This is a genomic window from Clostridium sp. MSTE9 (assembly GCF_000277625.1).
In the GTDB taxonomy this organism is placed as follows: Bacteria; Bacillota; Clostridia; order Oscillospirales; family Acutalibacteraceae; genus Faecalispora; species Faecalispora jeddahensis.
Map to the genome: position 1 here is coordinate 51894 of NZ_AKFU01000054.1, position 21789 is coordinate 73682.

The following is a 21789-nucleotide window of genomic DNA, read 5'->3' on the forward strand; positions in this document are numbered from 1 at the left end:
AATGTGACCTTAATTTGACTATGACAGCAACTCATCTTAATATTTCTCATAGTAACCGCTATAACAAAATTAAGAGATATAAAATCAATGTTTGGCAGCTTCGAAATGAGAAAAGCAAAGATTCTTAGTGTATTAAATATGCTCAAATATCACGCTTGTTTAATTGTCTACCTATAAAGCAGTTTGTTTTGATATTTCTTTAAATCAGTTCGTGAGATATAGGTAGTGTGATATAATTTACATAATTATCATTAAAGGGAGAGAAAATGAAAGTGGAAATTAATAAGGTATGGGCAGTATATTTTAGCCCCGTTGGAAACACCGAAAAAACAGTTGTTTCTCTTGCAGCTGCCATCGGAGAAAAACTAAATCTTCCAGTGGAAAAGCTAGACTATACTCTTCCAGCTGCAAGGGAAGCAATGAATACTTTTAACAAAACGGATTTGGTTATATGGGGAACCCCTGTTTATGCAGGAAGAATACCAAATAAATTGCTACCTTATGTACAGAGTCACTTTATCGGAAATGATGCCCTCGCTGTACCTGTTGCTGTATTCGGTAACCGCAGCTTTGATGATGCTCTGATTGAACTTCGAAATGTTTTAGAAGCCAATGGATTTCATACGATTGCAGGGGCTGGTGTAGCCGCTCAGCATGCTTTTTCAACGGTTCTGGCAGCCGGTCGGCCGGATCAGACCGATATGGAGAAGATTGAGGAATTTGCAACAAAAATAGCTGAAAAGGTCGACACACTCAAAACCCTACCACAGCCTATTGACGTAAAAGGCACCAACCCTCCAGAAGTGTACTATACTCCGAAAGGACTTGATGGAAAGCCTACGGTCTTTTTGAAGGCCAAGCCAAAGACCGATATGGAAAAGTGTAATCATTGCGGTATTTGCATTCGCCGGTGTCCGATGGGGTCTATCAATCCAAATGACCCTTCCGACATAATTGGAATATGCATTAAGTGTCATGCCTGTGTAAAATGGTGTCCACAAGATGCAAAATATTTTGACGATGAGCAATTCACATCACATAAATTAATGCTGGAAAGAGATTTCGCCCGACGGGCAGAACCTTTATTCTTTATATAGTAGTCAAAACAAATTCTTTAATTTTATGGTTCATTCCCTGATATGGCATCAGGATTGACAAGGAAATTACAGGGAGTGATGGCATTGTGCCACCCCTCCCTGTAATTTCTTTTCCTTTTCAATGGTAGAAGCTATTTTGGATATCTCTGGCGATAATTTAAAGAAAAACAGATGCATTGTACACTACAAAACAAACGCTAAATACGGATTGATCTTCCCCAAAAATCTAATAAATCGAACAATTGTCCGATTTATTAGATATATAATGATTTAAAGCAATTCTACTAATAAACATAATGTGCAACCTGTTATAAATTATAAAAGGAATCATCCGCATTGACTAGCTTTAAGAGTTCACACGTTTCATCAACTATAAGGAAAAACAAAAGTTATTTTTTCTTTTTCTTAAGTTTAGTAGATTTTGTGGGTTCTGCAACCTCCAATAAGAAAAGTTCTCTCGAATCTAATTGATGAACATTTTTAATCCAAGGCCTTTTTTCCTCTTCTAAAAGGGATTTATTCACAATTCTGATTATTTGCCTCTTTTCCCATAGATCAGAACGAGAAAATCCCTTTCTAATTTCCAGTACATCCTCTCGACCCACTAATTCATACAGAGAATCCAGTAAAACACGTCCAACATAGGCTCCTGAGTCTCGCCGCAAATTTCTAAAGCACTCAAGTAACAAGGTTTTGTCATTAAATAGTTTGCTTCCAAGCAGTCTGATATAGGAGATTCTAAGATATTCAGGCAAAAATCTATTACTTTTAAGCTTTTCAGAAAAGTGATGCTTAATTTTTTCTATTTCTTCATCAGAAAAGTATTCCGAGCATTTGGTTAGCGCATCAATATAGTAAGGTGATAGCTGTAAATACTTGCCTATAATAGGAAGCATGTTCAATAATAAAGAATACTTCTGTTGGGCAATACAGGCTTTTATAATATTTATAAACTCTGAAGCATCGACTAAATTATCTTTATCTGCTTTACTTAATGAATGCATAATGTCCAAGGATACCAATTTATCCTTTTCACCGTTTGATAATGCACGAAAACGTGTAGGTACCGTACCGCCATATCCAGCTTTGATTACAAAGGGATTTTTGTCTTTTTTCAATTTGCGATTTGTGTTCGGATTCTTGATATCATTTTTATAACGTTCACTAGGCTCAATTTTGGTTTTACTCATATTAATAGAGAGCCCTTCCTGTCCAAGTCTATCAATAAGAATAGTAAGCCAGTAATGTGCTGTACTGGCATCTGGGGCAAAAAAGCGATAATCATCTACAAAGCGGATAAAATCGACTCCTATTGACAGTAGATAATTATCAACTCTAATCAGGTTAGCCTCAGATAGAATACGACTAGCATTAGATCCAACAGGCAATCCATACGAGTCTCTATTTGACCAAAAAAGCAAAAGTTCATTAATTAAATTTACAATATTTCGATTGCAATCAATGGATAAGAGAGTATTTTGTAATCTGTGTAAATTTAAGCGCTCATAATAATTCGCGATATCACATGAAACGATTAGATTAACTTTTTTACGTTTTGCCCTTTCTGAAACATAAGATCTAAAGCTGGTGATAGTATAGTTTTTATTAAAAAGATATCCCTCATTTGGCCTAAAGCGATAAGAAAAAACTCTTTTTTGTGATATGGGAATACGCGCTTTTTCGATAGTATCTGCAATAATCAAAACAATTGCGAGATACTTAATCGTATCATGCGGTTGAATCAAAGCACATTTCCTGAAATTAAATGCAGTGTTTTTCGGCATTAGAATATAATCTATTGGACTAATTCCCAGACCCAGAACAGATCCCGAGCGAATACAAGTGGTGGTATTATCTTGAATTTTTTTTTGAAACTCTGGATTCTTCGATAACAAGTCAACTTCAAAAGGCCTATCAAAAATATCCGTTAAGCCCTCTTTAATGATATTTTTAATAGACAGTGCAATTGCTTTTTCAACCTCCATAATTATCACCCCTACTTCTGCATTGAATACCTGTTGTAATAGAATATGTACCTTTTCGATTTCCTATTATTGCTATAATAGAAATTTACTATTTACTCCCATTATAGCTTCGTAAGTATCATTATTGAACGAAATTTTACCATTTAAAATAAATAAAAAATCAGTCGAACAAAATGTCCGACTGAAATATATAATGACTAAGTAGTTAAAGTTTTTATTGCTTTCCAATCACTCAATTGGTACAATTTAAGAAAAAACATAATTTAACCCCATTAACAACACATTAGCTGTAAGAAATTTGGTAGATTTCTTACACTAATCAAAACGTAATCGAAGTACGTTTGAAGACTAAATGTCATTAACAGGGTTGGTTTTCTGTGTTACCTAATGGTAGCATGGTTATCATATTCTTGTCAAGGGTCTTAGACGTACAGTTTACCGGCTGCGTCTAGGGTCTTGTTTTTTTGCCTTGCAACAAAAGAATGAGATCGTGGATGTAGCGATCCCCTTAAAACTAAATGCCAAAATCGGTATAGGGTGTAGTAATACTCTTATGGTAGATAGTGCAGCCACGACCTTAACAGTTGGAACCTGTTAAGCGAGCGCGCCTGTCCTGCATAGCAGGAAAGAGCAAATACGTATCTGGTGAGAGTAGCTAGATATAGGACAGACCAGACCCGATTATTAATGACACTCAAAGAAGATGTATATAAGGGCGATCTCAATTCCAGTTGTCTTCGCCCATTATATATAATTTTGTCTTAATACTGCAACAAGCCCATATTGCTATGAGCTTGCCGGAGTATTAAGAAGTTTGGTTGCGGAGGCAGGATTTGAACCTACGACCTTCGGGTTATGAGCCCGACGAGCTACCGGACTGCTCCACTCCGCGATATTTTGTTGCTCTTCAAGAGCGCTTAACTATAATAACACCGGCATTTGAAAAAGTCAATACTTTTTTACATTTTATTGTAAATTAATGTGAAAGGCAAGCTGTTTTCTTGTCAGGAAAATTGCTTTGTGCTATACTTTTCTCAATCAATACAGCGCAAAACCGCAGACAGGAAGTGCACGATGGCGATCATCAGAGAATATCAAAAACAGGACGTTCCCGCGTTGACAGAGATATGGAACACTATCATCGAAGAGGGAAATACATTTCCGCAAACAGACTTTCTGACGCCGGAGCAGGCAGAAGAGTTTTTTGCACAGCAGAGCTTTACCGCGGTTGCAGAAGAAGATGGTGAAGTGGTGGGTTTGTACATTCTTCACCCCAATAACGTAGGGCGATGCGGGCATCAGGCCAATGCAGGGTACATGATCCGGCCTTTGGCCAGAGGAAAGGGCATTGGGGAGCTTTTGGTAAAGCACTCACTGGAAAAGAGCAAGGCCCTTGGTTTTCAGCTTTTACAATTCAATGCTGTGGTAAAAAGCAACGTACATGCAATTCGTTTATACCGCAGGCTGGGCTTTATCGAAATCGGAACCGTTCCCCACGGTTTTTTGATGAAAGACGGTACTTATCAGGATATTGTCTTATTCTATCATACTTTATAAAAACGGAAAATCATTTTCTCCTCCCCTGTGTTTTTGTGGATCACCGAAGCACAGAGGAGGATTTTTATTATAGGATTGTGGATTTGTCTTTCGGCTTTCCATGGCTGAAAGAGCTTATGACGTCTTTTTCTGAATGCCAGAAAGTAGAAATATTTCAAAAAAAATCAAATTATTTCTAAAAATTAGATTGACTAAAAAATAACAACGTGATAGAATGCAAATAAGTTATTTCAATGGCTGGAAAATACATGACTCATGATTCACATAGATTCCGGACGCACGCTGCTTTGACGGATTCTTAACCGAATTTCTTAGGGTTTGGCAGCACTTCGGAACAACTACCCTCCCTTGCTGCTCAACGCGCCAGCGAACCTTTCACTGGCTGCAGAACGGCCTTACCGATGCTTACGCCACACTTTTCCCATATTACTATGTAATGAACCCCCGAAAGGGCCCGTCTTTCTACAGACGGGCCCTTTCGGGTGATTAGGATATTTGGTTTTTACAATCATATCTTGGGGATGGTTCAGTCACTTTAAATGATACTTATGTGATGGCAGATTCTTGAATCAGGCGGTTTTGATTCCTTCCTGATTGAAGTAAGCATCGATCGATTCCAAATCATAATATTGTCCATTATGTATGAAACCGAGATGCAAAAATGCGGGGTTATATTCCGCTCCATCTTTTTGCGCCGGTACAATGCATAACTCAATTAAATCATTATGACTGACTTGAGTCAGTTTGCGTTCCAGCTCTTCTTTTGTTACCATTATTCTCATCAGTGTTATACATCCTTTCTATTTATCACTCATTTTCTGTTTTTAATTATAGCGCATGCATATGGTGAATCTTGTCAAAATATACGTTTATTTCCTGAATTGATTAAAAATGGAGGTTTTATGAATAATCAGGCGCTTATTTGTAATCCTTTCGGTAAGAATGCCGAAATTGCCAAAATGTGCCACGAATCGATAGCGAAAATTCTCGCCAAATCAAAGATTTTGATCTTATCCTTTTCTTTCTGAGATGCTCTTAGGCCGCATTCGTTCCGGGGTTCTTTTGCACGAATGTCGAATTAAGAGAGGCGAAAGAAAAATTGTCGAATTTTTTTTGAAAACCTTGTTGACAAACAAAAATCGCCATGCTATAATACTCAAGCAGTCAAGCGATTGCGAAAAAACGCGAGAGTGGCGGAATTGGCAGACGCGCTAGATTCAGGTTCTAGTGAGCGCAAGCTCATAGGAGTTCAAGTCTCCTCCCTCGCACCAACAGAGCAGAAACATTTGTTTCTGCTCTGTCTTTTTATATCTTAAATTCTATTTTGAAATAGAATAATCCCCTCCATTTTCGCCGCGCCGTATGACTTTTGTCTGTTTATGCTATAATAACCTCACGGCATAAGCGAAAGCAAAGCTTTCGATGCCTGAGAGAACATTGAAGCACCGGCTTAGCGATTTTGTTTTCTTGAGCAGTTCTTTTATCAATATAGTTTTGAGCTTGTGCTATAATAACCTCACGGCGTAAGCGAAAGCAAAGCGCCTGAGAGAGCATGGAACCACCGGCTTAGCGGTTTTGTTTTCTCTGGCAACACTTTTATCAATATAGTTCTGAGCTTGTGCTATAATAGTCTCAGGGAACTTCTCTTCATAATAAAATACGGTTTTATGGTTACCGTTATGTCATCATCAGCTTGTATCCGAATTTGGGGCAAGTTCTACTCACCAATAAAAAACAGAACGGAGGCAGTGTTATGTCAGAAATCTATTTAGCGGGCGGATGTTTTTGGGGTACTGAAAAATACCTCTCTGCTATTCCCGGAGTCTTATCCACACAGACCGGCTATGCAAACGGAACGACGGATTCCCCGACCTATGAAGAGGTTTGCAACCAAAACACCGGACATGCCGAAACGGTGCGCGTTGTTTATGATCCACAGAAGCTGTCTCTGGGATTTTTGCTGGAGCTATACTACGGTTCGATCAATCCGCTGTCGCTCAACCGGCAGGGCGGCGATGTCGGGCGTCAGTACCGCACGGGAATCTATTACACCGATGCAGACGATCTACCGGTCATTGAACAGTCTTTGGCCCGCCTGCAAAAGCGATACGACCGCCGCATTGCGATTGAGGTACAGCCGCTTTCCAATTACTTCCCGGCAGAAGAATACCACCAGAAATACCTGGACAAGAACCCGGGCGGCTATTGCCATATTGCTCCGGTACAGTTTGAAAAGGTCAAACAGGCGGTCGTGAACCCTGCGGACTATCAATTGCCCGACGATGAGACCCTGCGCACCAGCTTAACGCCTTTGCAATACAAAGTGACGCAGCAGCAGGCGACGGAGCCGCCGTTCCAGAATGAGTTCGACCATCAATTCCGCTCCGGCATCTATGTGGACATCACAACCGGAGAACCGCTTTTTTCTTCCAGCGATAAATTTGATTCCGGCTGCGGGTGGCCCAGCTTTGCAAAGCCGATTGACCCCAATGTGGTACGGGAACAAACCGACTCCTCTCATGGGATGCTGCGCACAGAGGTCAAAAGCCGCGTGGGTGACGCCCATCTGGGTCACGTATTCCCGGATGGCCCGAAAGAACTGGGCGGCCAGCGGTACTGCATCAACAGCGCTGCGCTAAGGTTTATCCCGAAAGAAGAAATGGAGCGCGAAGGCTATGGATACCTTCTGCCGCTCGTCCGCTGAAGGCGCGCCTGCTTTCGTTCCCCCCTAAAAAAAGAGCCTCCGATTGTTTACAATCGGAGGCTCTTTTGGGGTGAAGTCCGCTTATCCCCCGATCCACTCCCCGCCATTGACATGCAGAGTTTGACCTGTCATATAACGGGAATCATCGCAGGCAAGATAAACATAGGCCGGGGCGATTTCAAAGGGCTGCCCGGCCCGTTTCATGGGAGTGTTGACCCCGAAGGACTGGATTGCTTCCGGCGGCTGAGAACCGGCGGCCGGCTGCAGCGGAGTCCAGAATGGGCCGGGAGCAACCGCATTGACCCGAATGCCCTTTTGCGCCAGATTGAGCGCCAGAGAACGGGAAAAAGACACGATCGCACCCTTGGTGGCGGAATAATCGATCATATTTTCCGCTCCGCGGTAAGCGACGACGGAAGCGGTATTGATAATGCTGTCCCCCTCGTGCAAATGCGGGAGGGCGAATTTCGTGATATAAAAGAAGGAAAAGATATTCGTGGAAAAAGTGTCGTGCAGCTGCTCGGCGGTAATGTCTTCGAGGCTTTGCTGTACATACTGAACGCCGCAGTTATTGACCACTACCTGCAGGCTGCCAAATTGCCGTACTGTATATTCCACCACCTGGCGGCAGGCATCCTCATTGCGAAGATCCGCCTCCAGCAGCAGGCAAAGCCCTCCATACTGCTGCTCGATCACCCGTTTTGTCTCCTGAGCATCCCTGCGCTCGTTCAGATAGGCAATGGCCGTATTGCCTCCCTCTTTGGCAAAAGCCACCGCCACCGCCCGGCCGATCCCGCTGTCGCCCCCGGTGATGAGCGCAGTCTTTCCTTTGAGCTTTCCCGCAGCCTTGTATTCGGGATTGTCAAAGATCGGCGGCGGCTTCATCAGATATTCCATACCGGGCTGCACATTCTGCTGTTGTGACGGAAATGCGATCGGCTCCTCTCTGCATACCTCTTTGCTTCCATAGTATGGATAGATTGGATACATAAAGCAATAACTCCCTTTCCCCCATCGATCTGTCTTCTATTCAAATATATTCCTGGCAAGATAAAAAAGTAATACTGCCATAAAATATTTTGGGAGGAGAAGATCGGCGGCAGAAAAAACAGCGCCCCCGCAAAAGCAAGGGCGCCGCATAAAAGGGAATCGATATAAGCGGAATCAGAGTGTTACGCCGTCTTTGAAGATCGGCAGGTCGCGCTTGTCCAGGCTTTCGGATTTTGCGTGCTTGCTGCCGGAAGCGACATCCACGACAAAATTGAAAAATTCCTCGGCGACATCGCGCATGGAACGGCCCTCCAGAAGCTGACCGGCGTTAAAGTCGATCCATCCGGATTTTTTCCGGCTGAGCGCCGTGTTGCTGGAAATCTTGATGGTCGGCACCGGACAGGCAAACGGCGTGCCGCGGCCCGTGGTGAACAGAACGATATGCGCCCCGGAAATCGCCAGCGCCGTGGACGCTACCAGATCGTTGCCCGGCCCTTGCAGCAGGTTCAGCCCCTTCTGAGTGACCGCCTGGCCGTAATTCAGAACATCTACGACCTTGCTGCTGCCGCCCTTCTGGATACACCCGAGGGATTTATCCTCCAGTGTGGTGATTCCGCCGGCCTTGTTGCCGGGGGACGGGTTGGAGTCGATCTCCTCCCCATAGCGCATAAAGTATTTTTTAAAGTTATTGATCAGGTCAACCGTCTTTTCAAAGGTCTGGCGGTCTTTCCCGCGGTTCATCAGGATCGTTTCGGCGCCGAACATTTCCGGCACCTCGGTCAGGATGCTCGTGCCGCCCTGCGCGACCAGCAAATCGGAAAACGCGCCGACAAGCGGATTCGCGGTGATGCCGGAGAAGCCGTCGGAGCCGCCGCATTTCAGGCCGATCACGAGATCGGAAACGCTGCACTCCTCCCGATGGAACTGCGACGCATACCGGCACAGCTCTTCCATCAGACGGACGCCCTCTTCCACCTCATCTTCAAATTCCTGACAGATCATGAATTTGATGCGCTCGGGGTCGTAATCCCCCAGCACCTTCTTCATCTGCTCCATGGTGTTGTTTTCACAGCCGAGGCCCACCACCAAAACCGCTCCGGCGTTCGGGTGATGCGCCATCCCTGCCAGAGCCAGCTGGGTGTTCACATGGTCGCCGGAAAGCTGCGAACAGCCATAGGGATGGGTATAGCAGAAGATGCCATCCAGCTCGGGGGTTAAAAACTGCTGGGACTGCAGCTCGATCTGCTTGACGATGGAGTTGACGCACCCCACGGTCGGGATGATCCAAACCTCGTTGCGAACGCCCACCTTACCGTCTTTTCTGCGGTAGCCCTGAAAGCTTTTGGGCGCGATGGCCTCCAGCTCGTGAAAATCGGACGTGTAGGTGTAGTCCAGCAGCTCGCCGAGCGTCGTTTTGACATTATGGGTATGCACCCACTCCCCGCGCTGAATCGGGCGGGCCGCGGTGCCGATGGGAAAGCCGTATTTGATGATCGGCTCCCCTTTCTCCATCTCTTTCAGTGCAATCTTATGGCCCGGCGGCACATCGTTTACCGTGATCAGCTCTTGTCCGTCCACGTCGAGCACCGTTCCCGCGGGAATCGGCTGCAGTGCGACGATGACCGTATCTTTCGGGTTAATTTGATAAAACTGGTTCATAGAAGCCCCCTCCGTTTATTTTCCCAGCAGCTTGCGAATCGCGGCTGTCATTCCGTTCACACGGATATCCTCGAGATCGGCGGTTACTGCTTCCGCAAAATCGCCGTACTTTGTCAGGTCCTCGCCCCAGAATTCCACATGCGACGCGGCCGCGCGCACATATTCCGCCGCAGGCAGCTTGCAGTGCGTCAGGAAGAATTCCATCACCGGCTCGTCATCCTTAAAGCGATAAGGCTCGCCGCCGCGCAGGCAGACCATCACGCCGTCTTCCAGCTTTTCAATGGTATAGAACGCGAGCAGGGCTGCGAAGGAGAAGGTAAGGAATTTGGGCGCTTTGCCGCTTGCCGCATACTGATCCTTAAAGGTGGGCAGAATGCGGGATTTCCATTTGGAAACAGAGTTCAGCGCGATGGAGAGAATCTCGTGGTCGACAAACGGGTTGTCGAAGCGCTCCAGCACCGAGTTGGCAAAGGCCTCCGCCTGCTCGCGGGGCAGCTTGACGGTGGGTACGATCTCGTCGAACACGGTGCGCTCCATCAGCTCACGGCACAGGGGGTCCTGCATTGCGTCGCGCACAATGTTTTTGCCGGTCAGATACGCCGCCAGAACACAGGAGGTATGCGCACCGTTGAGGATACGCACCTTTCTCTCGCGGTACGGCTTCTGGTTATCGGTAAAGATCACGTCCATCCCGGTTTTGCCGAGATGATCGATCGGCAGCTCGCCGGAAATATCCTTGTCGCTTTCGATGACCCACAGGGCGAACGGCTCGCCGGCATCCAGCAGCTCATCCTGATAGCCGAGCTCCTTTTCGCAGATCGCATCGGCTTCCCCTCTGGGGTAACCGCTGACAATGCGGTCTACCAGCGTGCTGCAGAACACGCAGCTTTCAGCCACCCAGCTTTTGAATTCATCGCCGAGCTTCCACAGGTCGATCAGGCGGTTTACACAGTCGCGCAGCTTGCCGCCGTTATTTTCGATCAGCTCCACCGGCAGTATGATCAGACCTTTGTCCTTCGCACCGGAAAACGCCTCATAGCGCTCATGCAGAAACTTGGTCAGCTTGCCGGGGTAGGTATTGGGGGGAGTCAGCTCAAAGCGGTCGGTTTCGTCATATACGATGCCCGCTTCCGTCGTGTTCGACACCACAAAGCGCAGGCCGGGGAGCTTCGCCAGGGCGGCGTATTCCTCGTACTCGCCGTAGGCATCCACCACCTGATTGATGCAGGTGACCACGCGGTTTTCCACATAGGGCTCGCCGTTTCTGCGGCCGCGCAGAGAAACCGTATACAGATTGTTCTGCTTGTGAAAACGCTCCAGAGTTCCGAACGAGATCGGTTTTACCACGGCTACGTCGCCGTTAAACGCGCCCTTCTCGTTGGCGACGTCAATAAAATAGTCCACAAAGGCTCTCAAAAAATTCCCTTCGCCGAATTGTACGACCTTTATCTCGCGGGGTGTGCGCGAATGAAGCTCCTGAATCTGTTTCATAACAACGATAACTCCTTTTCCTAACTGTTCTTCAATGAAAGCATCAAGGGATTACTCTTCCCACTTTTCCATTGAAGATTTCCATTTACAGCCGATGTAAGTGCTTACATTTTTCATTTTAGCATTTAGGGGACAAATGTCAATAGATTTTTCAAAAGCTTTTGTATTATTCTTTCATCATCCATAAAAACTAAATTTTCAGGAAAATATCCTTGATTTTTTAGACAGAAAAGGATATACTCAATTGTAAGCCCTTACAAAAGAGGTGATGCTTCGTTTTATGAACATTTATGATATTGCGCAGCGCAGCGGCGTTTCGATCGCTACAGTTTCGCGCGTGATGAACGGCAGCCCCAACGTGAGCGCCGCCACGCGGGAAAAGGTGATGGCCGTGATCGAGCAGGAAGACTACATTCCGAACGCGTTCGCGCGGGGCCTGAACCTGAACTCCATGAAAATCATCGGGATTCTGTGCACCGATATTGCCGATACCTTTTACGCGAAGGCGGTTTCTCTGGTGGAGGGACTGCTGCGCCGAAATGGATTTGACGCGCTTTTGTGCTGCACCGGGAATGACCTGGAGGACAAGAAAAAATACCTGGAGCTGCTTTTGGCCAAACGGGTGGACGCGGTGATTCTGATTGGCTCCGCTTTTAAAGAGAATGTGGACAACAGCCATATTGAAAACGCGGCAAAGCAGGTTCCCGTTATCATTATCAACGGGCTGGTAGAGCTGCCCGGCACCTACTGCGTCACCTGTGACGAGCAGTCCGCCGTGGCGCAGAACGTAGCCCTGCTGAACCGCCAAAAGCACCGCGATATTCTCTACCTTTACGATATCCTGACGTACAGCGGCTGCTCCAAGCTCAGCGGCTACCGGGCCGGGATGAAGCAGTGCGGACTGCCGGTCAATGAAAACCTCATTGTACAGGTGCCCAAATCGGTGGACGAGGTCAAACGCCGCGTGCTTTCGCTTCTTGAATCCGGCGTGTCTTTCAGCGCCGTGATGGCATCGGAAGACCTGCTGGCGATCGGCGCGATGAAAGCGCTGCAGGAATTTGGCCGCAGCGCGCCGGTGATCGGCTTTAACAACTCGATTTTGTCTGAGTGCTGCTCCCCTTCCCTCACGAGTGTGGACAACATGCTCGACACGCTCTGCCCCGCGGCCATCTCGATGCTGACGGGGATTCTGGAGGGAAAAAGTGTACCGCAGAAAATGGTGATCTCCGCTACGCTGGTGCAGCGGGACACCTTTCATACCGATCTGCAATAAAAATGTGGAAAGCCGGTTGTTCACTCCCGCTTTCAGCAGGAAAGGAACAGCCATTGCGATTTCATGTTTTATGGAAGATCGGTATTCAATGTGATGAAAGAAAGAACTGGAGGATCAAATCATGAAAAAGTTTTTGGATGACGATTTCCTGTTGACCAACGAAACGGCGAGAACGCTGTTTCACGACTACGCGAGCAAAATGCCGATCATCGACTATCACTGCCACATCATCCCGCAGGAGATCGCCGAGAACCGCAAGTTTGACAACATCACGCAGGTATGGCTGGGCGGCGACCATTACAAATGGCGCGTCATCCGCTCCTGCGGCGTAGACGAGGATTTGATTACCGGCAATAAGAGCAGCGACCGCGAAAAGTTCCAGAAATTTGCCGAGTGCCTGCCGAAAGCGATCGGCAACCCGGTCTACCACTGGACGCACCTGGAACTGCGCCGCTACTTTGGCTACGACGGCGTTTTGAACGCCGATACCGCCGAGGAAGTGTGGAACCTGTGCAACAAAAAGCTGCAGGAAGACGGCATGAGTGTTCGCGGGCTGATCAAACAGTCTAACGTGAGGGCAATCGCAACCACTGATGATCCGATCGATTCTTTGGAATGGCACCAGAAGCTGAAGGACGACCCCACTTTCGATGTAAAGGTGGTACCGGCCTGGCGCCCCGACAAGGCAATGAATATCAACAAGCCCGACTTTGCGGAGTATATGCAGAAGCTCGCAAAGGTCAGCGGCGTTTCCATTCAGACCGTCGAAGATGTGCGCACCGCGCTGGCCAAACGCATGGAATTCTTCGACAGCATGGGCTGCCGCGCCTCTGACCACGGCGTGGATTATATGATGTACAATCCCGCTACAGAAGAAGAACTCAACGCCATCCTGAAAAAGGGCCTGAACGGTCAGGCTTTGACGCAGGACGAAATCGAAAAATACAAGTATGCGATTCTTCTGTTCGTCGGCCGCAAATACGCGAAGCTCGGCTGGGTGATGGAGCTGCACTATGGCGCGCTGCGCAGCGTTAACGACCGCATGTTTGACCGCGTTGGCCCGGATAGCGGCTTTGACTGCATCGCCACCTACTGCTGCGCGGACAGCGCGGCAAAATTCCTGAATGAGCTGAACAACACCGGCGAGCTGCCCAAAACCATCATCTACCCCCTGAACCCCACGGATAACGCGATGGTCGGCGCCTTGATCGGGTGCTTCCAGGGAACCGAAGCCGAGGGTAAGCTGCAGCAGGGCTCCGCATGGTGGTTCAACGACACCAAGACGGGTATGATCGAGCAGATGACGAGCCTCGCGAATCTTGGGGTACTCGGCACCTTTGCCGGTATGCTGACCGACTCCAGAAGCTTTTTGTCCTACACCCGCCACGAGTATTTCCGCCGCATCCTGTGCAACCTGATCGGCACATGGGTAGAGAACGGCGAATATCCGGATGATATCGAGTACCTCGGCAAAATGGTGCAGGATATTTCCTTCAACAATACCAACCGCTATTTTGGGTTTCACGTATAATCCTTTTTCATCTTCCCCCCTAATTGGAAAGGGCCTCCGCAATTTGCGGAGGCCCTTTCCATTGCAGCCGAAGAGTTTCTTTTGGCAGCCTGATTACAAAGCCGGATTCTTTTGTTTATGCTCCATCCGCAGACAGTGAACGATCCGGATGGCCGATGATAGGATACAGAACAGGATCGTCATTGCAAACAGGCCGATCCGCGCTTTGGGTACTATACTGCTCACTAATAACGTCAAAATAGGCAATCCATATAATAACGCCGCCGACAGTCTTCCGAAAGGGTCAAAAAAGAATGCGTTTTGCCTTTCGCCGATCTGTCTGCTCCAGTGGGATGTCAGCAGAAATTCAGTAAATTTTATGATAATAACGATCGGCAGGATCATCGGCATTCTGCCTGTGAGCCAAAGCGACAGACAGGATACTATTATAAAAAACAAATCACAGGAAACGTCTAACCACGCGCCAAAAGCTGAGGCCACATGCAAGGTGCGGGCCAGCTTTCCATCCAGCCAATCCGTAAGAGAAACCAGTAAAAAAACGATCAGGCAAGGCCACAGCGGCTGTTCCAGCTCGATACAAAAAAAACCAAACAAAAAGGCAAGCGGGATTCTGGACAAGGTCATTATCGTCACGAATGCTTTTTTCATCTTAATTCAGATCACACCCCCAAACACAGGATTCTGAAGGAAGGATTTACGAATTCGTTCCTTGCTGCTTCGTGATTCCCAGCGCTGCAAATTTGACAAGCCACTGAACCGTTTGAAGGGCCCCGGCAGAAGAATGATCCTCTAAATTGGCATCCAAATAGGCCAGCGCGTCAAATACGGCCATCATTTCTTCATTGCTCATATCTTCGCGCAATTTATGGTCACAACGCCATTGGTTGAGCAATGCTTCTAAGAACCCACGAACAGAGGTTGCGTAGTTCTGCGGATTGTTTTGGTAATAGGCTTTTAATTCTTTTTCAACATTTCCTGCGCACCATTCGCATAAAATCAGGTTATTCTTCATTGCTTCCATATTCAGAGAAATGAATTTTTGCGCGATTTCCGCAGGCCAGGCGGACAGATCCAAAGATTCTATGATATGATCTTTGACCTTTTTATTTTCTTCCATGTAAATTTCTATGAACAGGTCTTCTTTGGATGGATAATAATGGTAAAAGGACCCCACGCTGATCCCGGCCAAACGAGTGATGTCTGCTACATTCACAGACTTAAACCCGTTTTCTGAAAAAAGCTCATAAGCGGCTGAGAAAATATCTTCTTTTTTCCCCAAAATACTCCCTCCTCAGAATATGAATGAATATAAATTTTATTCATTTATACTCTATCAGGCTTTTTTGTTTTCGTCAAGCTGTTTGATCGCTGTTTTTCTTCTTCCTCGCCGATCCGTTCGCAACTTTTATCGCATTGCTCCTTGATGTGCTCTGTGCAGGAATACAAAAGACAAGCAGCCGTAATTGAAACGAGAAAAGCGCCCATGAACCGCGGTTCATGGGCGCCCTTTTCATTTATAATAATATATCGAACGATGTTTCAGCCTAACTTCACCGAAAGAAAAGCCCTTTCACGTCCTGGTTCAGCACTGGAGAGGTCAGGCAGAGAATCAGCTCTTCTACAGCTGCGAGGGTGGCAAACAGGCAAACCGCCGCCCCGGCCAAAAGCCCCCAAAGGGGAAACCCGTAGGGCAGGCAGAACAGCAGCAGCCCCGCCGCCTTATTGGCATAGGTGTGCAGAAAAGCGGCCTGCTTGTGTCGGACATACCCGGCCGCGAGGGAAGAAAACTTGATGAGCGCAATGCCGGCAATCCACCAAAAGAGCCAGACCGGCAGGTTCATCGCTGGAACCAGCCGGAACAGCAGCACCGCGGCAAAAGTAAAGTCCGCCGCGCTGTCGAGCCGGGCGCCCGCCGGGCCGGCACAGCCGAGCCTTCGGGCAAGGTACCCGTCGAGCATATCGCTGATCCCGCAGATAGTATACAGCACAAAGAACCATACGGAAAAAGGCCGCAGAAACAGCAGCGGAACGCACAGCACGATCCGCTGCAGAGTCAGCGCATTCGGCAGATACTTCATATGGAATTACCCCTCGGCAGACTGTTCCCTCCAGCCCTTGCAGACATCGACCCAGCCCTGAGCGCGGGAGCATTCCAGCAGCTCATCGCACGTGAGCTCAATGGCTGAATTCGAGGTTCCGCAGGCCGGGAACACCGTTTGAAATCGGCGCAGGGATTCATCCAGATACACCTTCGCCCCTTCGGGATTGTCAAACGGGCAAATCCCCCCTACACGGTAGCCGGTCAGCTCTTCCGTCTCCTCCGGCACAAGCATTCTGGCTTTCATGCCAAAGTGACGCTTGAATGCAGAATTGTCGATCTTCCCATCGCCGGCGGCAACAATTAAAATGCAGCCGTTTTCATCCTTTAAAGAGATTGTCTTTGCGATTCTGGCGGGCTCCACTCCCAGCGCCTCGGCGGCAAGCTCCACTGTCGCGCTGGATACATCGAACTCCTGCACCTGGCCATCCTTTTCAAACTGCTTTAAATATTCCCGAACTCTTGTCGTACTCATATCGGTAACGCCTCCGTTTCAGCGCCTTAGGCGCGCTGCGCTTTCATTTCCAGATATTCTTCATACGTTGTCATGCGGTCAAGCACGCCACCCTCGGGCAGAATCTCTATGATGCGGTTCGCGACCGTCTGCACGAACTGGTGGTCGTGAGAAGCAAACAGGATCACGCCCTTGAACTCGATCATGCCGTTGTTCACCGCCGTGATGGACTCCAGATCAAGGTGGTTGGTGGGCTGGTCGAGCAGCAGGACGTTCGAGCCGAACATCATCATGCGCGAAAGCATGCAGCGCACTTTCTCACCACCGGAGAGCACATTCACCGGCTTCAACACATCCTCGCCGGAGAAGAGCATCTTGCCCAAGAAACCACGCAGGTAAGTTTCTGTGGTATCCTTTGAATACTGCTCGAGCCATCTGAGGATGCTCAGGTCGCAGTCATTAAAATACTCCGAGTTGTCCTGGGGAAAATACGACTGTGTGGTGCTCACGCCCCATTTGAACGTTCCCTCGTCCGGCGTGAGCTCTTCCGTCAGGATTTTAAACAGGGTGGTAACGGCCAGCTTGTTTTCCGCGAGGAATGCGATCTTGTCGCCCTTGTTGACGCGGAACGAAATATTGTCGAGCACCTTGACGCCGTCTACCGTTTTGCTCAGATTTTCCACCGTCAGGATTTCCTTGCCGGGTTCGCGGTCCATCGTAAAGCCCACATAGGGGTAACGGCGGGATGAAGCGGGCATTTCCTCCACGGTGATTTTATCCAGCAGCTTTTTACGCGAGGTAGCCTGCTTGGATTTCGATTTGTTTGCGGAAAAGCGCTGAATAAACGCCTGCAGCTCTTTGATCTTGTCCTCATTTTTGCGGTTCTGATCGCGCATCACGCGCTGAATCAGCTGGCTGGACTCATACCAGAAATCGTAGTTGCCCACATACATGCGGATTTTGGTATAGTCGATGTCTACAATGTGGGTGCAGATATCATTCAGGAAATGACGGTCATGCGACACCACGATGACGGTGCCGATGTAATCCATCAGAAAATCCTCGAGCCAGTGGATGGAATCGACGTCCAGACCGTTCGTCGGCTCGTCCAGCAGAATAATATCGGGCTGGCCGAACAGAGCCTGCGCCAGCAGAATCTTTACCTTTTCCGTTTCGGAAAGCGCGCCCATCTGCGAATGCAGCAGGTCGACCGAAAGGCCCAGACCCTGCAGGAGCTTGCCCGCCTCGGTCTCGGCGTCCCAGCCGTTCATTTCGGCGAACTCCGCTTCCAGCTCTGCCGCCAGATTGCCGTCTTCCTCCGAAAAATCCTCTTTTGCGTACAGGGCGTCCTTCTGCTTGGAAACCTCGTACAGGCGCGGATTGCCCTGCAAAATCGTATCAAACACCGTAAAGGCGTCAAACGCGTAGTGATCCTGCTTGAGCACCGACATGCGCAGCTTGGGGTCGATGATGACCTCGCCCTTGGTCGGTTCCAGCTCGCCGGACAGGATTTTCAAAAAGGTCGATTTTCCAGCGCCGTTCGCGCCGATCACGCCGTAGCAGTTGCCCGGGGTGAAGAGTAGGTTAACGCCTGAAAATAAATTCTGCCCGTTAAAGCCCAATCCCAATTCGGATACTGTTATCATGTGCTGTTTCCTCCGTTACTTCTAAGGGGCGGAATCCCCCGCCCGTTCTATACAAATACTGTTTTATTCTACCACAAACGGACATAAATTCAAAATTTTATTTCGATCTTCGTTACAGCCGCCGAAGCGGCATCGCTTTTCTGCCCCGGGCTTGTGCAAAACAGCGGACTTTCGTATCGCTTTGTCAGAGACAGGCCGCACCACTTCATTGATTCATGAATCAGTTCCTCCTGAAAATACCTGCACTTTTCTTCAGTACCCAAACCGGACAATTTGAAACGGAGGATTACTTTTTCAATTCTTTATTGTTCGAGAAGGATCTTTCACACTTGTTTAAAACATTTTTCAAAGCAAAAGCAGTTTCATCGCTGATGAGATGCTCCATTTTACACGCATCTTCGCTTGCCGTTTGCTCATTCACATCGCAATAGTGAATCAACAGTTGTTTGATCAGCTGAAACTTTGCTGTAATGATTTGCCCTTGCTTTTGTCCTTTATCCGTGAGGCAGATTTCACCGTGCAAAGGCTTTACAACGAATCCCTCTTCCTGTAATGCAGTTACAGCACTATTCACACTGGGCTTTGAAACTCCCAAATAAACAGCAAGATCAATGGAACGGACGAACGGCGCCTTTTCCGACAACTGATAGATCGCTTTTAAATATTCCTCCTTGGAAGGGCTCATTTTTTTTCCCGGATGAGAACATGTATTTTTACCCACCACTGATCCCCCTTATGTGAATCGAAGATAAAATGCGTATCTGTGCGATACGCCCAGATAGATTCATTCGTTTTTCTTTTGAAAGAGTTTATCAGCTTCTTCTTTTTCCTGCTTATGATCAAAAGAACGAGCCTGCGGAAGCATTGGGCAACCATACAGATAAAGCGGAAAAGAAATACATGAAATGAAAGAATTGTAAACGGCGCATACATTCTTTTCCTCCGCTTCAATCCCTTTCTCCCTGTGCCCCTGCTCACTCATTTCACTATTACCAGAAGCCATAGAGAACTTTGAAGATTTTTTCTTTTTGATGTTAGCACCTTCTAACATAACGATATTAAAAAATGTGTATAGCAGCTATACGCTTATGCAAAAATTTTATTCATCAAAATTTTCATTGAAAAATTTCACCCTGTTTATCAGGGACGACAAAAAGTTTATTAGAAACGCCAATTCCTGTTCGGAAGCATTTTTTAGCTCATCTTCTACCATACTATTTAAAACAGCATGGTAATGCATATGGTTGTTATGCGCCTTTTTACCCTTTTCAGTCAGGTTCAATGAATACCTGGATAAATTGAGATCATCAATTTCCTTTATTACCAGAGCCTTTCTCTCCAGTTTTTTAAGAATTTCAGAAACAGCGCCTTTTGTTACTCCCAGTATATCTGCCAAACCGCCCACATGAATACCAGGATGCTCGGCGATAGCCATGATGACATGTATTTCAGAGTGAAAAATCGGCACATCTGTCCCGTAATAACGGGTCTTTTTATCCAGATCAACTAAGGCAAGCGCTAAATGCAGAGATTTGTACGCAATTTCATGTTTGTCGTTTATCATTTTATCCATGTCCATAGTATATGGTTGCCATACGCTTTTGTCAAGTATCGCAATGACATCTTTGTGAAAACGAAATTGCAGGATTGTCACAGGGACCGGACAGTGAAATGACAAAGAAATTCACGGGGAGCAAGGCAGTGAATCGATGTACCGGAAAATTGTTGAAACGATTTTGGCCTCCAACCAGCGAAGCGCCAATTCTTATTTTTTCTGAATTGTCCAATCGCATTCTATTTTTGCGATCTTGTGCAAAACAGCGGACTTTTGCCCCTTGAAAAAATATTCCGGGCGTGATATATTGAATATAAATAACGCGAAGAAAAAGGAAAGTACCCGTTTTTCCCCGGACAGAGAGAGCGTGCCATGGGCTGGAAGCATGCTTGCGGATGGATTTCGGAGAAGTTCCCTTTGGAGCGGCGCTGCTGAACCTATTGTAAGTAGGCGGCGACGGAAGGCACCGTTACAGGCCGCAAAAGTGTTTGAGGATTCAAAAATCAGGGTGGTACCGCGGAGGAGTTTTGCCTTCGTCCCTTTTTCATAAGGGGACGAAGGCTTTTTTTATTTCCGCGTATTTGTTCTCAAGCGAAACGCGCACGGCAAAGTACTGAAAGGCCACCGATTTCTTTCTCCTTTTACGGAAAAGGAATTGAGGCACTTATTTCGTAATGCGGCACTCTCACAAAACACACCGAAAGGAAGAATATTCATGAAGCAGCAGCTGGAAGCCATCCGCGACAGTGCGGTAAAAGAGCTGGCCCAGGCAAAGGGACAGCAGGTTCTGGAAACGCTTCGGGTCAAATACCTGGGCAAAAAGGGCGAGCTGACCTCTATTTTGAAGCAGATGGGCGGCCTTTCCGCCGAAGAGCGTCCGGTGATTGGCCAGCTGGCCAACCAGGTTCGCTCCCTGATTGAGGAGGAGCTGACGAAACGCGCCTCCGAGCTGAAGGATCAGGTTGTACAGGCTCGTTTGGAGCAGGAAAAACTGGACGTGACCCTGCCCGGCAAGCACCACGAGCTGGGTGCGAAACACCCGCTCTCGATCGTACTGGACGAAATCAAAGAAATTTTCGTCGGCATGGGCTTTGAAATCGTAGACGGCCCCGAGGTAGAGTACGACTACTACAACTTTGAGGCGCTGAACATCCCCAAAAATCACCCCGCGCGCGACACGCAGGATACCTTCTATATCAACGACAATATCGTTCTGCGCACGCAGACCTCCCCCGTGCAGGTACGCGTGATGGAGAAAACACAGCCGCCGATCCGCATCATTTCGCCCGGCCGCGTGTACCGCTCCGACGCGGTGGACGCCACCCACTCCCCGCTGTTCCACCAGATCGAGGGACTTGTTGTGGATAAGGGCATCACCTTCGCAAACCTGAAGGATACGCTCGAAACCTTTGTCAAGCGCCTGTACGGCGAGGATTCCGTCGTGCGTTTCCGCCCGCATCACTTCCCGTTTACAGAACCGTCCGCCGAGGTGGATGTGCAGTGCTTTAACTGCCACGGCGAGGGCTGCCGCCTGTGCAAAGGCGAGGGCTGGATCGAAATTCTGGGCTGCGGCATGGTACACCCGAAGGTGCTCTCGAACTGCGGCATCGACCCAGAGGTGTACAGCGGCTTTGCGCTCGGCATGGGCCTGGAGCGCGTCGTCATGCGCCGCTACAACATTGACGATCTGCGTCTGTTCTATGAGAACGACATCCGATTCTTGAAGCAGTTTTAGGAGGTGAGCCCAGA

General features: G+C 47.8%; 19 protein-coding genes, 2 tRNA genes and 1 other annotated feature. Of the genes, 7 read left to right on the forward strand and 14 right to left on the reverse strand.

The annotated features are described in order from the left end of the window. The first annotated feature begins 266 nt into the window (after nucleotides 1-266). Nucleotides 267-1097 carry an EFR1 family ferrodoxin gene (locus tag HMPREF1141_RS16235; RefSeq protein ID WP_009066648.1) on the forward strand — a complete coding sequence of 277 codons (831 nt, stop codon included), beginning with the start codon at nucleotides 267-269 and terminating at the stop codon, nucleotides 1095-1097. 389 nt (nucleotides 1098-1486) lie between these two features. On the opposite strand, the gene HMPREF1141_RS16240 is transcribed toward HMPREF1141_RS16235, so the two are convergent. Together HMPREF1141_RS16240 and HMPREF1141_RS16245 are read right to left on the reverse strand one after the other, a co-directional pair. Then, a complete protein-coding gene (locus tag HMPREF1141_RS16240) occupies nucleotides 1487-3082 on the reverse strand; it encodes an RNA-directed DNA polymerase (protein ID WP_009066674.1) in 1596 nt (531 codons plus the stop codon). An 815-nt stretch (nucleotides 3083-3897) separates the two neighbouring features. Further along, nucleotides 3898-3974 (reverse strand) — tRNA-Met (locus tag HMPREF1141_RS16245). 182 nt (nucleotides 3975-4156) lie between these two features. On the opposite strand from HMPREF1141_RS16245, the gene HMPREF1141_RS16250 reads away from it, so the two are divergent. Further along, entirely contained in the window at nucleotides 4157-4639 is a 483-nt protein-coding gene (locus HMPREF1141_RS16250; RefSeq protein ID WP_009066616.1) for a GNAT family N-acetyltransferase, read from the forward strand. Between the two features lie 569 nt (nucleotides 4640-5208). Here the strand turns inward: HMPREF1141_RS16250 and HMPREF1141_RS16255 are convergent. Further along, nucleotides 5209-5421 carry a hypothetical protein gene (locus tag HMPREF1141_RS16255; protein WP_035317348.1) on the reverse strand — a complete coding sequence of 71 codons (213 nt, stop codon included), beginning with the start codon at nucleotides 5419-5421 and terminating at the stop codon, nucleotides 5209-5211. Between the two features lie 402 nt (nucleotides 5422-5823). On the opposite strand from HMPREF1141_RS16255, the gene HMPREF1141_RS16260 reads away from it, so the two are divergent. Together HMPREF1141_RS16260 and msrB are read left to right on the forward strand one after the other, a co-directional pair. Then, nucleotides 5824-5910: transfer RNA gene (locus tag HMPREF1141_RS16260), tRNA-Leu, on the forward strand. Between the two features lie 482 nt (nucleotides 5911-6392). Further along, on the forward strand, nucleotides 6393-7343 hold the full coding sequence (gene msrB / locus HMPREF1141_RS16265; RefSeq protein WP_009066779.1) for a peptide-methionine (R)-S-oxide reductase MsrB: 951 nt from the start codon (nucleotides 6393-6395) through the stop codon (nucleotides 7341-7343). 81 nt (nucleotides 7344-7424) lie between these two features. Here the strand turns inward: msrB and HMPREF1141_RS16270 are convergent, their stop codons facing one another. The 3 genes from HMPREF1141_RS16270 to HMPREF1141_RS16280 form a co-directional block, all read right to left on the reverse strand. Continuing rightward, nucleotides 7425-8333, reverse strand: coding sequence for an SDR family oxidoreductase (locus tag HMPREF1141_RS16270; RefSeq protein WP_009066566.1), 909 nt, complete (start codon nucleotides 8331-8333; stop codon nucleotides 7425-7427). A 174-nt stretch (nucleotides 8334-8507) separates the two neighbouring features. Next, nucleotides 8508-9992 carry an altronate dehydratase family protein gene (locus HMPREF1141_RS16275; protein ID WP_009066544.1) on the reverse strand — a complete coding sequence of 495 codons (1485 nt, stop codon included), beginning with the start codon at nucleotides 9990-9992 and terminating at the stop codon, nucleotides 8508-8510. Nucleotides 9993-10007: 15 nt separating this feature from the next. Further along, entirely contained in the window at nucleotides 10008-11483 is a 1476-nt protein-coding gene (locus HMPREF1141_RS16280) for a tagaturonate reductase (protein WP_009066715.1), read from the reverse strand. A gap of 280 nt (nucleotides 11484-11763) precedes the next feature. On the opposite strand from HMPREF1141_RS16280, the gene HMPREF1141_RS16285 reads away from it, so the two are divergent. Together HMPREF1141_RS16285 and uxaC are read left to right on the forward strand one after the other, a co-directional pair. Beyond that, nucleotides 11764-12756: a LacI family DNA-binding transcriptional regulator gene (locus tag HMPREF1141_RS16285; protein WP_035317351.1), complete on the forward strand. Its 993-nt coding sequence runs from the start codon at nucleotides 11764-11766 to the stop codon at nucleotides 12754-12756. Nucleotides 12757-12877: 121 nt separating this feature from the next. Beyond that, nucleotides 12878-14287 carry a glucuronate isomerase gene (gene uxaC / locus HMPREF1141_RS16290; RefSeq protein ID WP_009066704.1) on the forward strand — a complete coding sequence of 470 codons (1410 nt, stop codon included), beginning with the start codon at nucleotides 12878-12880 and terminating at the stop codon, nucleotides 14285-14287. 93 nt (nucleotides 14288-14380) lie between these two features. Here uxaC and HMPREF1141_RS16295 read toward each other — a convergent pair whose 3' ends face one another. From HMPREF1141_RS16295 to HMPREF1141_RS16330, 8 genes are all read right to left on the reverse strand, one after another. After that, complete coding sequence (locus HMPREF1141_RS16295; RefSeq protein WP_051044327.1) at nucleotides 14381-14935, reverse strand: CDP-alcohol phosphatidyltransferase family protein; 555 nt, start codon at nucleotides 14933-14935, stop codon at nucleotides 14381-14383. Nucleotides 14936-14981: 46 nt separating this feature from the next. Then, the gene (locus HMPREF1141_RS16300; protein ID WP_009066603.1) at nucleotides 14982-15566 is read right to left on the reverse strand and encodes a TetR/AcrR family transcriptional regulator; all 585 of its coding nucleotides are present in this window, start codon (nucleotides 15564-15566) and stop codon (nucleotides 14982-14984) included. 271 nt (nucleotides 15567-15837) lie between these two features. Beyond that, nucleotides 15838-16365, reverse strand: a complete 528-nt coding sequence (locus HMPREF1141_RS16305; protein WP_009066612.1) for a CDP-alcohol phosphatidyltransferase family protein — start codon at nucleotides 16363-16365, stop codon at nucleotides 15838-15840. 6 nt (nucleotides 16366-16371) lie between these two features. Then, nucleotides 16372-16860, reverse strand: a complete 489-nt coding sequence (locus HMPREF1141_RS16310) for a YbaK/EbsC family protein (RefSeq protein WP_009066733.1) — start codon at nucleotides 16858-16860, stop codon at nucleotides 16372-16374. 26 nt (nucleotides 16861-16886) lie between these two features. Continuing rightward, complete coding sequence (locus tag HMPREF1141_RS16315; protein ID WP_009066643.1) at nucleotides 16887-18485, reverse strand: ABC-F family ATP-binding cassette domain-containing protein; 1599 nt, start codon at nucleotides 18483-18485, stop codon at nucleotides 16887-16889. 286 nt (nucleotides 18486-18771) lie between these two features. Continuing rightward, nucleotides 18772-19206, reverse strand: a complete 435-nt coding sequence (locus tag HMPREF1141_RS16320; RefSeq protein ID WP_051044328.1) for a metal-dependent transcriptional regulator — start codon at nucleotides 19204-19206, stop codon at nucleotides 18772-18774. A gap of 63 nt (nucleotides 19207-19269) precedes the next feature. Next, complete coding sequence (locus HMPREF1141_RS16325; protein ID WP_009066504.1) at nucleotides 19270-19536, reverse strand: hypothetical protein; 267 nt, start codon at nucleotides 19534-19536, stop codon at nucleotides 19270-19272. A gap of 48 nt (nucleotides 19537-19584) precedes the next feature. Continuing rightward, nucleotides 19585-20058, reverse strand: a complete 474-nt coding sequence (locus HMPREF1141_RS16330) for a MarR family transcriptional regulator (protein ID WP_035317383.1) — start codon at nucleotides 20056-20058, stop codon at nucleotides 19585-19587. 298 nt (nucleotides 20059-20356) lie between these two features. Continuing rightward, nucleotides 20357-20584, forward strand: a binding site (T-box leader). A 171-nt stretch (nucleotides 20585-20755) separates the two neighbouring features. Here HMPREF1141_RS16330 and pheS point away from each other — a divergent pair. Further along, nucleotides 20756-21775 (forward strand): phenylalanine--tRNA ligase subunit alpha, encoded by a 1020-nt coding sequence (gene pheS / locus HMPREF1141_RS16335; protein ID WP_009066587.1) that lies wholly within the window; start codon nucleotides 20756-20758, stop codon nucleotides 21773-21775. The last annotated feature ends 14 nt before the right edge of the window (nucleotides 21776-21789 follow it).